The organism is Allobosea sp. GW823-FHT02B03 (assembly GCF_058797755.1).
Map to the genome: position 1 here is coordinate 1 of NZ_JBXAJY010000010.1, position 13,066 is coordinate 13,066.

Below are 13,066 nucleotides of genomic sequence, written 5' to 3' on the forward strand. Positions count from 1 at the left end.
CCCCATCCGGCGCGCCGTCTTGATCACGCGGCAGGCGATCTCGCCACGGTTCGCGATCAGAATCTTCGTGAACATCGCTGACTTCCCCCGCCCGGCGGCCTTGATGGCGCATAGCCGGATTTACGGGAGTGGGACCTTTCCGTCCACTGATCGGCCGGGCCGGCGGGCTGCAACAGCCCGCGATCGAAGCCCCGCCCTCGTACCGGCTCCGGCTCAGCTCGCGAGGAACAGGCGCTCGGGCTGGAAGCTGACGCCGCGCATCTGGGCATCGCCCTTGCGCAGCGCGAAGCTGACCATCGCCTCGTCGCAGGACTGCGCCTCGCGGACGATCTCGAAGCCGATCCGCTGGGCCGTTTGCGTCGGCCCCTCGCCGGCCGACAGCGTCGTCACCAGCCAATGCGCCTTGTCGCGGTCGATCTTGCCGGTCGGGCGGCATTCCCAGACGGCGAAATCGACGGTGAGGGCCACCAGATAATCGGCGAAGGATGCGGCCTTGACCATGACGGCACGGTCGAGAGCGATGAGCACATCGAGCGTTTCGCGGCTGATCACAACATCGCTCAAGATCTCGCGCTGAAGCATCTTGACATCTTCGTCGTCGATCGCATGCCTGTCCATCACGCGATCGACGAATTCACGAAGTTCATGGCTGATCATTGTTCGACCCCTGTCCGGCGTTGTTTTGTGCCGGTATGTCCCTGTTGTGAGGAGACGATGCGGCCACGCTTCTGATCAGGTGGTTAATTCGAGAATCTGAACGCCTGTTCAGGTTAAACGGGTCTGAGTCGATGTGGTTGCGCGGTTATTACCAAGGCCGCTACGTGGTGGCGGCGCACAGCTCCGCGATGGCAAAGCCAAGGCGTCCCGTCCGCATCATTCCCGGACGGCCCCTTCGGGTCCAACCTATGGTCGGCCCGCAGATAAGCTCGGCGCAGATAAGAGACTCTCATGACGCGTTGGCGCCGGTCAGCGCCCGCTCCGTGCGCAGATGCGCGGGTCAGGCCCGAGCGTGACCGCGCGCGGCGAGCGGCGCCCGTCCGCTCAGGCCGCGTGCTACGGCTTGCCGATCAGTCCAGGCAGCGCCGCCCAGTCCTCGATCACATGCGCGGCCCCGGCCGCCTTCAGCGCCGGAACCGACTGGAAGCCCCAGGAAACCGCAACCGGCGCCACCCCGGCGGCGACCGCCATCTCCATGTCGAAATTGCTGTCGCCGATCATCAGCGTCGCTCCGGGCTGCGCCCCGGTCTCGCGCATCGCCCGCAGGATCATCTCAGGATGCGGCTTGGAGGCGGCGTCGTCGGCCGTCTGAGTCGTCGCGAACAGGCCGCCCCAGCCATGGCGCTCGATGATGTAGTCGGCGCCGCGCCGCGACTTGCCGGTGGCGATGCCGAGCACCGTGCCCGGCCGGCGCGACAGCTCCGCCAGCATCTCGGCGACGCCCGGGAACAGCGGCTCGGCCAGCTTCGGATCGCTCTCCGCCTGGAGCCGCATCGCGCCGAAGACCTGGCGATAGGTCTCGGTCAGCGCATCGTCCGGCCGCTCGAGCCCGGCGAGGCGCATCAATGCGATATCCAGCGTCAGGCCGACGATGCCGAGCCCGGCCTCGCGGCCAGGATGCTTGAGCCCGCAGCGCGCGAACGTCTCGAACTGGGCTTCGAGAATGATCGCTTCGGAATTGATCAGGGTGCCGTCGAGGTCGAAGATCACGAGGTTCATGCCGGCGCTTTAGCCGGCCTGACGCCCCGGCGCCAGCATCGCCGGCGCAGGGGTCTTATGCTCGCGCCTCTCCGACAAAGGAGACGCCGGGCCCTCTCAGCGCCGCGCTCAGCCCTGGCCGCCCCGCGCGCATTCGGCGATCGCGGTACGCAGGGCCTCCGCCTCCAGCCCCTTGCCGCGGGCCTCCTTGCGGCACTCGGCCCGCTGCGCGAGATCCGGCCGCTTCTCGTTGAAGCAGGCGACCAGCGCCGCGGTCCGCTCACTGCCGGCGAGCTTGCGGTCATCGGCCTGCTGCTTGCAGACGGCGCGTGCCGTCGCCGCGGTCGGCTTGCCGTCGCGGGTCAGCCCGTCAGCGGCATAGAGCTGCACGCCCGGGAAGCGCTCCTGCATGCAATTGCGCATCGCGCGACGCAGATCGTCGCCCGAAAGCGCGATGTTCTCGGCATAGCAGTCGCGCCGCGCCTCGGCCCGGGCAGCGCGCGGGATCGGATCGTCGGAAGCGGCCGCGGTCTGCGGCCCGGCAACGGCCGGGGCCGGGATTTGCTGGGCCTGGGCGAGGACGGCGGAAGAGAATGCGAGAACGAGACCGGTAGCGAGCAAGGCGGTGCGCGACATGGAATGCCTCCCGTGAACCATCACAGGAACAAACTTAGAACATAACGCGCTTTGTTCCGCAAGTGTTCTTACGTTAGGTCACGCAACCCATTGGTGCGGCGCTCTACTCGTCAGGCGCGTCGACGATCGGATCATAGGGCGCATCCTCGAAGCCGAGCAGGTTCCAGCTCTGGCGCATATGCGGCGGCAGCGGCGCGCTGACGTCGATCGTGCCCTTGCCGCGCGGATGCGGCAGCACGATCCGCCGCGCCAGCAGGTGCAGCTTGTTCTGGATGCCGCCGGGCAGCTCCCAGTTCTGGATGTTGAAGTATTTGGGGTCGCCGACGATCGGATGGCCGATATGGGTGGTGTGGGCGCGCAACTGGTGGGTGCGGCCGGTCACCGGCTTCAGCGAGAGCCAGGCGAGCTTCTGCGCCGCCGTCTCGACCACCGCGTAATAGGTCACGGCGTGCATCGCGCCGTCCTCGCCATGCTGGGCCACCGCCATGCGCTGGTCGCCGTCATAGGCTTCCTCGCGGGCGAGATAGGTCGAGATCCGGCCCTGGCGCACGCGCGGCACGCCCGCGACCAGCGCCCAGTAGACTTTTCGCGCCGAGCGCGAGCGGAAGGTCTTGGCCAGCGTCGCCGCGGCGAAACGCGACTTGGCGATGACGAGGCAGCCGGCGGTGTCCTTGTCGAGCCGGTGCACGAGGCGCGGCTTCTGCCCGTCCTTGCCGGTCAGCGCCTCGAGCATCTTGTCGACATGGCGCGTCGTGCCCGAGCCGCCCTGCACGGCGAGCCCCGCCGGTTTGTTGAGGACCATGACGTCGTCGTCCTCATAGAGCGTGATCGAGCGCAGGAAGCCGATCGTGTCAGCATCGGCCTTGGCCGAGCGCGGCCGCTCCGCCTGCTGCTCGAGCTTGAGCGGCGGGATGCGCACGGTCTGGCCGGCTTCGAGCCGATCCTTGCTGTCGGCGCGCTTGCCGTCGACGCGCAATTCACCCTTCCGGACGATGCGCTGGATATGGCTGAAGGAGAGCTGCGGGAAGCGCGCCTCGAGGAAGCGGTCGATCCGCATCTCGTTCTCGTCCGGCGTCACCACGAGCTGCTGCACGCCGGTCGAGAGCACCTCGCCCGTCACCGCCTTGACCTCGGCCCGGGTCGGGGTCGCTGCCGCTGGCCGGCGCGGGGCCGGTTTTGCGACGGCAGGCGCCGCGTCAGGCCTGCCACGTCCGGCCGCCTGGGCTTGCCGTCGCGCATCATGGCTCGGCCGCTTGCCGGCGCGCGCCGGTGGGCGCGGACCACGCGGCCCGGCGCCGCCCTTGCCAGCACCTGCCTTGCCGGCCCCTGCCTTGCCTGCACCGCCCTTGCCGCCCGAACCGTTGCCGCCAGACCTCATGACAGTCCCCTGACCAGAGCGAGCCCGCCGACCAGCGCCACGAGCGAAAGAATGACCGAGCCGCCGACATAGAGCGCCGCCGCGACGACGTCGCCGCGCTCCCAGAGCAATACGGCGTCGAGCGAGAAGGCCGAGAAGGTGGTGAAGCCGCCGAGGACGCCGGTGGCGAGAAAGAGCCTCGCATGCTGCGGCCAGCTCTCCCCGGCCCGCAGCGCGAGCCACCCGGCGAGCAGCCCCATCACGGCGGAGCCGACGATATTGACCGCCATCGTCCCGAACGGAAATCCGGGGCCGAGCCATCGCAGCGCGGCGAGGTTGACGCCGTGCCGGAGCACGCCGCCGATGCCGGCGCCGAGAAAGACGAGAAGCGTGGAGGTCATCGCCATGCAATAGCCAGCGCCGCCGGCCCGCACAAACGAAATCGCGCCCACTGTATCGCCCGAGCCGGGCGTGATTGACTTCGGCGGTCGCAGCGCCCCAGAAATTGCGGGAACGGGTGAGCGGCAGCGATTGTGATCGAGCGATTCCCAGGCACCGCCTTGGCTGGCGCAGTGCGGCCGTGGCTCGCGCCGCTGTCGCTCGGCGGGCTCTGTCTCGTCCTCGCCTCGGTCGCCAGCGCCCAGCCGGCGCCCCTGCCGGCCCGGCCGCCCCTCGCCGCGACATTCGCCCGCGCCTGCACCATCGCCCTGCCCGAGACGCAGCCGCTCTTCGCGGGCAAGGACGCCGACGCGGCGGATGACGACGAGAACGGCTCGGACGACGATTCGGACGATGCCGATGACGACGACGGGGAAGAGGATGATGACGGCGATCCGCCGGAGCGCGGCCTGTTCCTGCCGGGGTCGCAGACCTGCCTCTCGATCACCGGCACGGTCAGCGCCGGTCTGCAGCGCGACAGCTTCAAGGTCTCGCGCAACGGCCCGCCTGCGCCTCCGGCCACGACGTCCTTCCCGACCAGCGCCGCCTTCCGCATCGCGACCTCGCATCAGCTCGCCTCGGGCCTCGTCGTCGGCTCCGCCTTCGGCTTCACGCTCAACAGCCCGATCAACGGCGTCGGCGAAACCACGGTCGACGAGGCGACGATCCTGATCGGCCCCTGGACCTTCGGCCTCGACACCTCGCGCTTCTCCTTCTGGACCGGCGACGACTTCATCTTCTCGACGCGCGCGCCTTCCCGCACGGTCGGCCTGATCGCGCTGGAACTGCCGCTGACCGCGAGCTGGACGGCGACGCTCTCCCTCGAGGACGCCGCTCTCGGCAACGGCTCCGCCACCAGCACGACGAGCGGCGCCCCGGCCCCGCCCTCGCTGACCTCCCTCGGGCCCGGCCGCTCCTTCCCGGACGGCGTGGCGCGGCTGGTCTACGAATCCGGCGCCTGGACCGTGCACGGGGCGCTTGCCCTGGGCGAGGCGCCCAGCGGCGCCTCGCGCCCCGGCCGGGCCGGCATTATCGGCACGACCTATGAAAGCGAACTCTTCGGCGCGACGAGCAGCCTGACCGCGCAGATCGCCGCCGGCATCGACGCAGCGCCCTATATCGGCTCGCAGCTCGACGGGCGCCTGGTCAACCGCGTGCTCTTCGGCACCGACCCGACGCGCGGCTTCTCGGCGCTGGTCTCGACCAAGCGTGAATGGACGGACGAGATCGCAACCAACGCCTTCATCAGCCGCTACTGGCTGGAGGTGCCGCTCGCCGGACAGGCCAAGGGCGACATCAGGATCGACCGTGTCGCGGCGAACATCGTCTGGACACCGGTCGAGGGCTTCAAGGCCGGCATCGAGACCTCGGTCGCCTGGGCGAAGATCGCGATCGCCGGCCGCGAGATCCAGGCCGGCCTGGCGGGGCGGCAAATCTCGACGCAGCTTTTCCTCGAGCGGAGCTTTTGACGGCCTCGCTCACGCCGAGGTCGTTGCGCGCTTGGCCCCGCTCGTCGCCGCGAGCCCGCTCAGCACGATGACGACCGCGCCGAGCAGCGTCCAGAGATCCGGCACATTGCCGAATATCAGCAGGCCGAACAGCGCCGCCCAGATCAGCTGGCTATAGGCGTAGGGCGCGAGCTCGTTGGCTTGAGCGAAGCGAACGGCCAGGATGAGCAGCAATTGCGCCGCCGCGAAGAAGAGCGCCGTCATCAGGCCCAAGCCGATCTCGCGCCAGCCAAGCGGCACGTAGGAGAAGGGCAGCAGCGCGGTGCAGACGATGAGCCCGACAACTGCGGTGTAGGCCAGGGTCAGCAATGGGCTGTCGGCCCGCATCTTGCGGGCCATCACGAAGGCGAAGGCCCAGGACGCCGCCGAGATCACCGGGAAGATCAGCGCCGGGTGGAAGCCCGCCGAGCCGGGCCGGACGATGATCAGCACGCCGACCAGGCCAAGGCAGACCGCGGCCCACTGCCGGGCGCGCGCGACCTCGCCGAGCAGCGGCACGGAGAACAGGATCACCAGCAGCGGCGCCACGAAGAACACCGCCGTCGCCTGGGCCAGCGGCAGGAACTGCATGCCGGCGATGAAGCCGAAGCCCGAACCGAGCAGGCCGATGCCGCGGATGACCTGAAGCAGCGGCTGCCGGGAACGCAGGCCGGCACGACCGAGGGCGCGGAGCGCGATCAGCACCGCCAGCGGCGCGAAGACGACGAAGCGGATCCACATGATCTGCGCGGTCGGCACCGTCGCCGCGAGCAGCTTGGAGGCTGCATCGGAAGCGGCGAGGCACGCGATCCCGCCCAGCATCAGCAGGATGCCGCGCAGCGGATGGCGGGAAGGCGACGAGGAGGACATGCACGGCATCTAGCGGATGCCTGCGATGCTCGGCTCCCTTGCCTGGAGCCGGCCGCCATGCGCCGGGCACAGGCGGCTGGCCGCCCGTCGAGCTCGGGCGGGCTTCGCCCCTATTCGCCCCGCTCCTGCCGGAGCTTCTCCCAGTATTCCAGCCGCTTGCGGATCTCGCGCTCGAAGCCGCGTTCCGGCGGGTCGTAGAAGAACTGTCGGCCGAGCGCGTCGGGCCAGTAGTTCTGGCCCGAGAAGGCGTCGGGCGCGTCATGGTCATAGGCGTAGTCGGCGCCGTAGCCCTCTTCCTTCATCAGCTTGGTCGGCGCGTTGAGGATCGTCTTGGGCGGCGTCAGCGAGCCCGCCTGCTTGGCGGTCCGCATAGCGGCCTTGTAGGCGACATAGGCCGCGTTCGATTTCGGCGCGGTCGCGAGGTAGATCACGGAATTGGCGAGCGCGAGCTCCCCTTCCGGCGAGCCGAGCTGCTCGTAGGTCTCCGCCGCGGCGCGGGCATGGACCAGCGCCTGCGGGTCGGCGAGCCCGATATCCTCGACCGCCATCCGCACCAGCCGGCGCGCCAGAAAGCGCGGATCCTCGCCGGCGTCGAGCATGCGGGCGAAATAGTAGAGCGCCGCGTCCGGGTCGGAGCCGCGGATCGTCTTGTGCAGCGCCGAAATCAGGTTGTAGTGGCCGTCCTGCGCCTTGTCGTAGATCGGCGCGCGGCGCTGGATCACCTCGGCGAGCCCGGCCTCGTCGAAGACCTCGCCCGGCTTGGCGGCGCGCCAGATCTCCTCGGCCAGCGTCAGCACGGCGCGCCCGTCGCCATCGGCGAAGCGCGCCAGTTGCTGGCGGGCCTCGGGCGTCAGCGGCAGTTCGCGGCTTTCAAGCACCTCAGCCCGGCCGAGCAGAAAGAGCAGCGCCCCCTCATCCAGCGCCTTGAAGGTCAGGACGCGCGCCCGCGAGAGCAGCGCGGCGTTGAGCGCGAAGGACGGGTTCTCGGTGGTGGCGCCGACCAGCGTGATCGTGCCGTCTTCCATCACCGGCAGGAAGGCGTCCTGCTGGGCCCGGTTGAAACGGTGGATCTCGTCGACGAAGAGCAGCGTCCCCTTGCCGCCGAGCCGGCGGCCGCGGGCGCTGTCGAAGGCCTTCTTGAGATCGGCGACGCCGGAGAAGATCGCGCTGATCTGCTCGAAGCCGAGGTCGACCATGCCGGCGAGCAGGCGCGCCACCGTGGTCTTGCCGGTGCCGGGCGGGCCCCAGAAGATCAGGCTGCCGAGCGAGCGGGAGGCGACGAGGCGCGACAGCACCCCGTCCGGCCCCGTCAGGTGCTCCTGGCCGGCGACCTCGCCGAAGGTCGTCGGTCGCAGACGGTCGGCCAGCGGCCTCGGACCGGCCTTGTCGAGGCCGGAGGCGGCGAAGAGATCGCTCACCTCATCCGCCGAACACGGACGTCACGGTCTTGCCGCCGCGCGAGATCGTCACTTCCCAGGAGCGCTTGCGCTCGCGGGTCGCGGACTCGAGCTCGCGCGAGGTCGCGATACGCTCGCCATTAATGGCGAGGATCAGGTCGCCCTTCTGGAAACCGACGCGCGCCGAGGGGCTGCCCTCCTCGATCGCGCCGACGATGACGCCCTCGTTCCCGGTCTCGACCGAGAGTTCCTCGGCCAGAGCCGGCGAGAGATTCATCACGGTGAGGCCCGACAGCGGCGAGCGGCCGGACAGCGTGACCGGCTCGCGCGGCCGCGTCTCCGGCGCCGGCGAGAGCTTGATCGGCACGACGATGCGCTTGCCGCCGCGCAGCACGGTGAGCGAGGTCACCCCGCCGAGCGGGCGCGTCGCGAAGCGGTAGCCGAAGCTCTCGGGATCGTCGACGGCGATGCCGTCGACCGCCAGGATCACGTCCGAGCGCTTGAGGCCGCCCTCGGCCGCCGGCCCCTTCTCGACCACGCTGGCGACGACCGAGCCTGCCGGGCGGTCGAGCCCGAGCCCGTCGGCGACATCGGCGGTCAAGACCTGCAGGCGCGCCCCGAACCAGGGGCGACGAACCGTCTTCGCACCGGCCTTGGCGCTGGCGACCACCACCTGGACCATCGAGGAGGGAATGGCGAAGCCGATGCCGACGCTGCCGCCGGAGCGCGAGAAGATCGCCGTGTTGATGCCGACCAGCCGGCCATGGATATCGACCAGCGCGCCACCGGAGTTGCCGGGGTTGATCGCGGCGTCCGTCTGAATGAAGGACTGCGCGTCGCCGACGCCGACCTGGGTGCGCGCCAGCGCCGAGATGATGCCCTGCGTCACGGTCTGGCCGACGCCGAAGGGATTGCCGATCGCCAGCGAAAGATCGCCGATCTCGATCTTGTCGGAATCGGCGAGCTCCAGCGCGCTCAGCTCCTTGGCCTTGATCTTCAGCACGGCGAGATCGGTCCGCGGATCGCGCAGCAGGATCGTCGCCTCGAACTCACGCTTGTCGGCGAGCGCGACCTTGACCTCGCTCATGCCGTCGATGACGTGGTTGTTAGTGACGATCAGCCCGTCGGCATCGACGATCACGCCGGAGCCGAGCGAACGCTGCACCTGCTCGCGCGGCACGCCGAAGCCGCCATCGCCGAAGAAGCGGCGGAAGAACGGGTCGTCCATGAACGGGTTCTGCGGCCGGCGCTCGACGCGCGCGCCATAGACGTTGACCACCGAGGGCGCCGACTTCTTGACCACCGGGGCAAAGGACAGCGAGACCTGCTGGCCCGTCTCGGGCACCTGGCGGTCCTGCGCGAAAGCCGAGGAGGAAGGCGCCCCGGCGAGCATGGTCGAGGCCAGAAGAGCGGCCGTGACGACTGCACCGGAAAGCTTGATTCGGCCCGACATCCCAGAACCTTTCTTGAAACGTATCGACTGCATTTGCGTTTTCATGGCCGAACGACCGCCATACCTGCCCGGGCCGGCGCATCGCGTGCGGATTCCGGCGAAGCCCACACGGCCCGGCACGACCCTGCCGGCCCGCCCTGCGAAGAAGGACCCGGTTCGTGAGCCTCATGCGCCTTGTTTATGCCAGCGAAAGCCGCCTCGTCGAGGTCAATCGACGCACGGAACTCGCCCGGATGATCGCCACGGCGCAGCGGCTCAATGCCGACAATCATGTAACCGGGTTTCTCCTGGCGACGCCGAGGGCTTTCGCCCAGGTGCTCGAAGGCGAAGCTGCGAATGTCGCCGAAACCTATGGCCGGATCGTGGTCGATCCGCGCCATGCAAACCTGCGCCTGCTGGCGCAGGAGCCGATCGAACGGCGCGGCTTCGCCGACTGGTCGATGGCCCTCTCCGAGCAGGACGAGACCAACGATTTCATCTTCTCCCTCTTCGGCGTCTCGCCGGAGGCCGATCTCTACGACCAGCCAGCCGACACCCTGCTCGACCTTGCCGAAGAGCTCGCCGGCAGGATCCGCTGAGAGCCTCCCGGACATGGAAAAGGGGCGGCTGCCGCCGCCCCTTCCGATATCGCTGCCTGTCGGGCCCGATCAGGTCACGAAGAAGCTCTGCGTGCCATGGGCCTCGATCGCCTCGGCGAGGCGGCTCAGCGCATGCACATAGGCCGCGGTGCGCATCGAGACGTCCTTGTCCTTGGAGACGCCCCAGATCGCCCTGCCCTCGCGCTCCATGATGGCACGGAGGCGGTCATGGATCTCCTCGAGCGGCCAGTAGAAGCCCTGGCGGTTCTGCACCCACTCGAAATAGGAGACGGTGACGCCGCCGGCATTGGCGAGAATGTCCGGCAGGACGACGACGCCGCGCTTCTCGAGGATCGCGTCGGCCTCGCTGGTGACCGGCCCGTTCGCCAGCTCGAGGATGATGCGCGCCTTGACCTCGGCAGCATTGTCCTCGTGGATCATATTCTCCAGCGCCGCCGGCACCAGCAGGTCGCAGTCGACGCCGATCAGCGCATCTGCTGCAAGCGCCTCGTGGCCGTTGCTTCCGACCGTGGAGAGTACCGACTTGCCGCTCGCCTTGGCCGAGAGCAGCGCCCCGACATCGAGCCCGTTCGGCGCGAACACGGCGCCTTCCGAATCCGAGACGGCGACGATCTTGTGGCCGTCGCCGGCGAGCAGGCGGGCGATGAACTGGCCGGCATTGCCGAAGCCCTGCACCGCGACGCGCATGCCGTCGCCGAGCCCGAGCTCCCCGGCGAGATGGCGCACGAGGTAGTAGCCGCCGCGCGCCGTCGCGTCATTGCGGCCGAGCGAGCCGCCGAGCGCGATCGGCTTGCCGGTGATCACGGCAGGTTCCGCCTGGCCGACGATCTGGGCGTACTCGTCGGCCATCCAGCCCATGATCATCGCGTTGGTGTAGACGTCCGGCGCCGGGATGTCGCGGTCGGGCCCGATGGTGCGCGCGAAGGCCTGGATATAGGCGCGCGCCAGGCGCTCGAGTTCCGCCTTCGACAGCTGCCTTGGGTCGACCTGGACCGCGCCCTTGCCGCCGCCATAGGGCAGGTTCATCACGGCGCATTTGAAGGTCATCCAGAAGGCCAGCGTCTCGACCTCGTCGATCGTCGACGACGGATGGAAGCGGATGCCGCCCTTGGTCGGACCACGCGTGTCGTCATAGCGGCAGCGCCAGGCCAGGAAGGATTTGCGCGAGCCGTCGTCCATGCGGATCATCAGCCGCGCCTTGGTGGTCTCGCGCGCGAATTTGAGCTTCTCGATCACATCCGGGTCGATATTGAGATGCCTGGCCGCGTCGTCCAGCCGGACAAGCGCGTGGTCGAGAAGGCTGTCTTCTGACATCGAATTATCCTGTTGCGTGATCGGGAAACAGGCATTCGCTTAATCAGAAGGCAGCGCGGGTACAAGAGCGAACCACGCAGTTCGATCCGTACAAAAATGCGACAGCGACGACCCGCCGCACCCGAAAACGCCCCGATCCCCCGCTCGCCCGGCAGAATCTGCGATTTCGGCGTTTTCGCCGGCCGGTTCCGCGCAACCGCCACGCACAAACGAAAAAGGGCGGCCCTGAGGCCGCCCTTTCGGAATTCTGCAAGTCGACAGGCTCAGGCGGCCTGCTCGTCCTCGGCGGTGAACACCGGGCCGGAATCCTGGCCCTTGGCATCGACGTCGCGATCGACGAACTCGATCACGGCGAGCGGGGCGTTGTCGCCGAAGCGGAAGCCCGCCTTCATGATGCGCAGATAGCCGCCATTGCGCTCCTTGTAGCGCGGGCCGAGCACCGCGAAGAGCTTGCCGACCAGGGCGACGTCCTTGATCTGCGCGATCGCCTGGCGGCGGGCATGCAGGTCGCCGCGCTTGGCGAGGGTCACCAGCTTCTCGACGACCGGACGCAGGTCCTTGGCCTTCGGCAGCGTGGTGGTGATCTGCTCGTGTTTGATCAGGGCCTGGGACATGTTGGCGAACATCGCCTTGCGATGCTCAGCCGAGCGGTTGAAACGACGACCGCGGAAACCGTGACGCATTTGGCTCTCCTGTGATTACGGCCGCCGTGCCACGGTACGGCCGTTCGTTATGCTCCGGCGCTGCTGCGCCGTGCGGGAAGCTGGCGCGGAGACGAGCTCCGCGCCGGCGGGATCAGTAGTGCTCTTCGAAGCGCTTCGCCAGCTCTTCGATGTTCTCCGGCGGCCAGCCGGTGACGTCCATGCCGAGATGGAGGCCCATGGTGGCGAGCACTTCCTTGATCTCGTTGAGCGACTTGCGGCCGAAGTTCGGGGTGCGCAGCATCTCGCCCTCCGACTTCTGGATGAGGTCGCCGATATAGACGATGTTGTCGTTCTTCAGGCAGTTCGCCGAACGCACCGAAAGCTCGAGCTCGTCGACCTTCTTGAGCAGCGCCGGGTTGAAGGGCAGCTGCGGCGCGGTCGAGACGGCCTCTTCCTTGCGCGGCTCCTCGAAGGTGATGAAGACGGCGAGCTGGTCCTGCAGGATGCGGGCGGCGAGCGCCAGCGCGTCCTCAGGGCTGACCGAGCCGTTGGTCTCGATCTGCATGGTCAGCATGTCGCGGTCGAGGTTCTGGCCCTCGCGGGTGTTCTCGACGCGGTAGGAGACCTTCTTGACCGGCGAGTAGAGGCTGTCGACCGGGATCAGGCCGATCGGCGCGTCCTCGGGACGGTTCTGCTCGGCCGGGACATAGCCCTTGCCGGTGTTGACCGTGAACTCCATGCGGATCTCGGCGCCGTCGTCCAGCGTGCAGAGAACCAGCTCGGGATTCAGGACCGAGACGTCGCCGACGGTGTTGATGTCGCCCGCAGTGACGACACCCGGGCCGGTCTTGCGCAGGGTCATGCGCTTGGGGCCCTCGCCCTGCATCTTCAGCGCGATGGCCTTGATGTTGAGGACGATGTCGGTGACGTCCTCGCGGACGCCCGGGATCGAGGAGAACTCATGCAGCACGCCGTCGATCTGGACGGCGGTGACCGCCGCGCCCTGGAGCGAGGAGAGCAGCACGCGGCGCAGGGCGTTGCCGAGCGTCATGCCGAAGCCACGCTCCAGCGGACGCGCGATCACGGTGGCCTGACGCTTCGGGTCGTCTCCGACCTTCACTTCGAGCTTGTTCGGCTTGGACAAATCCTGCCAGTTCTTGCTGATCACGACCGCAC

At 68.5% G+C, this 13,066-nt stretch carries 14 protein-coding genes; 2 read left to right on the plus strand and 12 right to left on the minus strand.

From position 1 onward, the window contains the following. The 6 genes from AC1REK_RS26930 to crcB all read right to left on the minus strand — a co-directional run. Positions 1 to 75 (minus strand): biotin carboxylase N-terminal domain-containing protein (locus AC1REK_RS26930; RefSeq protein ID WP_370955583.1); only part of this gene is annotated, 75 nt, incomplete at its 3' end. A 138-nt stretch (positions 76 to 213) separates the two neighbouring features. Continuing rightward, on the minus strand, positions 214 to 657 hold the full coding sequence (locus AC1REK_RS26935) for a hypothetical protein (protein ID WP_316021110.1): 444 nt from the start codon (positions 655 to 657) through the stop codon (positions 214 to 216). 396 nt (positions 658 to 1,053) lie between these two features. After that, complete coding sequence (locus AC1REK_RS26940; RefSeq protein WP_492270830.1) at positions 1,054 to 1,716, minus strand: HAD-IA family hydrolase; 663 nt, start codon at positions 1,714 to 1,716, stop codon at positions 1,054 to 1,056. Positions 1,717 to 1,824: 108 nt separating this feature from the next. Beyond that, the gene (locus AC1REK_RS26945) at positions 1,825 to 2,331 is read right to left on the minus strand and encodes a hypothetical protein (RefSeq protein ID WP_492270829.1); all 507 of its coding nucleotides are present in this window, start codon (positions 2,329 to 2,331) and stop codon (positions 1,825 to 1,827) included. Positions 2,332 to 2,434: 103 nt separating this feature from the next. Further along, on the minus strand, positions 2,435 to 3,709 hold the full coding sequence (locus AC1REK_RS26950) for an RluA family pseudouridine synthase (RefSeq protein WP_492270828.1): 1,275 nt from the start codon (positions 3,707 to 3,709) through the stop codon (positions 2,435 to 2,437). After that, the gene (gene crcB / locus AC1REK_RS26955; protein ID WP_492270832.1) at positions 3,706 to 4,089 is read right to left on the minus strand and encodes a fluoride efflux transporter CrcB; all 384 of its coding nucleotides are present in this window, start codon (positions 4,087 to 4,089) and stop codon (positions 3,706 to 3,708) included. Before crcB ends, AC1REK_RS26950 begins: the two co-directional genes overlap by 4 nt. Positions 4,090 to 4,248: 159 nt before the next feature. Here crcB and AC1REK_RS26960 point away from each other — a divergent pair, with 159 nt between their 5' ends. Beyond that, complete coding sequence (locus AC1REK_RS26960; protein WP_492273831.1) at positions 4,249 to 5,595, plus strand: hypothetical protein; 1,347 nt, start codon at positions 4,249 to 4,251, stop codon at positions 5,593 to 5,595. 9 nt (positions 5,596 to 5,604) lie between these two features. Here AC1REK_RS26960 and AC1REK_RS26965 read toward each other — a convergent pair whose 3' ends face one another. The 3 genes from AC1REK_RS26965 to AC1REK_RS26975 all read right to left on the minus strand — a co-directional run bounded on the left by AC1REK_RS26965 (position 5,605) and on the right by AC1REK_RS26975 (position 9,333). After that, positions 5,605 to 6,483 (minus strand): DMT family transporter, encoded by an 879-nt coding sequence (locus AC1REK_RS26965; protein ID WP_492270826.1) that lies wholly within the window; start codon positions 6,481 to 6,483, stop codon positions 5,605 to 5,607. Between the two features lie 110 nt (positions 6,484 to 6,593). Next, on the minus strand, positions 6,594 to 7,901 hold the full coding sequence (locus tag AC1REK_RS26970; RefSeq protein ID WP_492270825.1) for a replication-associated recombination protein A: 1,308 nt from the start codon (positions 7,899 to 7,901) through the stop codon (positions 6,594 to 6,596). Between the two features lies 1 nt (position 7,902). Further along, positions 7,903 to 9,333 (minus strand): DegQ family serine endoprotease, encoded by a 1,431-nt coding sequence (locus AC1REK_RS26975; RefSeq protein WP_492270824.1) that lies wholly within the window; start codon positions 9,331 to 9,333, stop codon positions 7,903 to 7,905. Between the two features lie 167 nt (positions 9,334 to 9,500). On the opposite strand from AC1REK_RS26975, the gene AC1REK_RS26980 reads away from it, so the two are divergent. Then, positions 9,501 to 9,911 (plus strand): BLUF domain-containing protein, encoded by a 411-nt coding sequence (locus tag AC1REK_RS26980; RefSeq protein ID WP_492270831.1) that lies wholly within the window; start codon positions 9,501 to 9,503, stop codon positions 9,909 to 9,911. 69 nt (positions 9,912 to 9,980) lie between these two features. Here the strand turns inward: AC1REK_RS26980 and AC1REK_RS26985 are convergent, their stop codons facing one another. The 3 genes from AC1REK_RS26985 to AC1REK_RS26995 form a co-directional block, all read right to left on the minus strand. Further along, a complete protein-coding gene (locus AC1REK_RS26985; protein ID WP_327521961.1) occupies positions 9,981 to 11,246 on the minus strand; it encodes a Glu/Leu/Phe/Val family dehydrogenase in 1,266 nt (421 codons plus the stop codon). 263 nt (positions 11,247 to 11,509) lie between these two features. Next, positions 11,510 to 11,929, minus strand: coding sequence for a 50S ribosomal protein L17 (gene rplQ / locus AC1REK_RS26990; protein ID WP_492270823.1), 420 nt, complete (start codon positions 11,927 to 11,929; stop codon positions 11,510 to 11,512). 112 nt (positions 11,930 to 12,041) lie between these two features. Further along, positions 12,042 to 13,058 (minus strand): DNA-directed RNA polymerase subunit alpha, encoded by a 1,017-nt coding sequence (locus tag AC1REK_RS26995; protein ID WP_316021100.1) that lies wholly within the window; start codon positions 13,056 to 13,058, stop codon positions 12,042 to 12,044. Between the last annotated feature and the right edge of the window lie 8 nt (positions 13,059 to 13,066).

Excerpts from the sequence above, each read along its gene's own strand:
- crcB (WP_492270832.1), bottom strand. The coding sequence starts at position 4,089 with ATGACCTCCACGCTTCTCGTCTTTCTCGGCGCCGGCATCGGCGGCGTG.
- AC1REK_RS26935 (WP_316021110.1), bottom strand. The coding sequence starts at position 657 with ATGATCAGCCATGAACTTCGTGAATTCGTCGATCGCGTGATGGACAGG.
- AC1REK_RS26940 (WP_492270830.1), bottom strand. The coding sequence starts at position 1,716 with ATGAACCTCGTGATCTTCGACCTCGACGGCACCCTGATCAATTCCGAA.
- AC1REK_RS26975 (WP_492270824.1), bottom strand. The coding sequence starts at position 9,333 with ATGTCGGGCCGAATCAAGCTTTCCGGTGCAGTCGTCACGGCCGCTCTT.
- AC1REK_RS26945 (WP_492270829.1), bottom strand. The coding sequence starts at position 2,331 with ATGTCGCGCACCGCCTTGCTCGCTACCGGTCTCGTTCTCGCATTCTCT.
- AC1REK_RS26980 (WP_492270831.1), top strand. The coding sequence starts at position 9,501 with ATGCGCCTTGTTTATGCCAGCGAAAGCCGCCTCGTCGAGGTCAATCGA.
- rplQ (WP_492270823.1), bottom strand. The coding sequence starts at position 11,929 with ATGCGTCACGGTTTCCGCGGTCGTCGTTTCAACCGCTCGGCTGAGCAT.
- AC1REK_RS26965 (WP_492270826.1), bottom strand. The coding sequence starts at position 6,483 with ATGTCCTCCTCGTCGCCTTCCCGCCATCCGCTGCGCGGCATCCTGCTG.
- AC1REK_RS26985 (WP_327521961.1), bottom strand. The coding sequence starts at position 11,246 with ATGTCAGAAGACAGCCTTCTCGACCACGCGCTTGTCCGGCTGGACGAC.
- AC1REK_RS26950 (WP_492270828.1), bottom strand. The coding sequence starts at position 3,709 with ATGAGGTCTGGCGGCAACGGTTCGGGCGGCAAGGGCGGTGCAGGCAAG.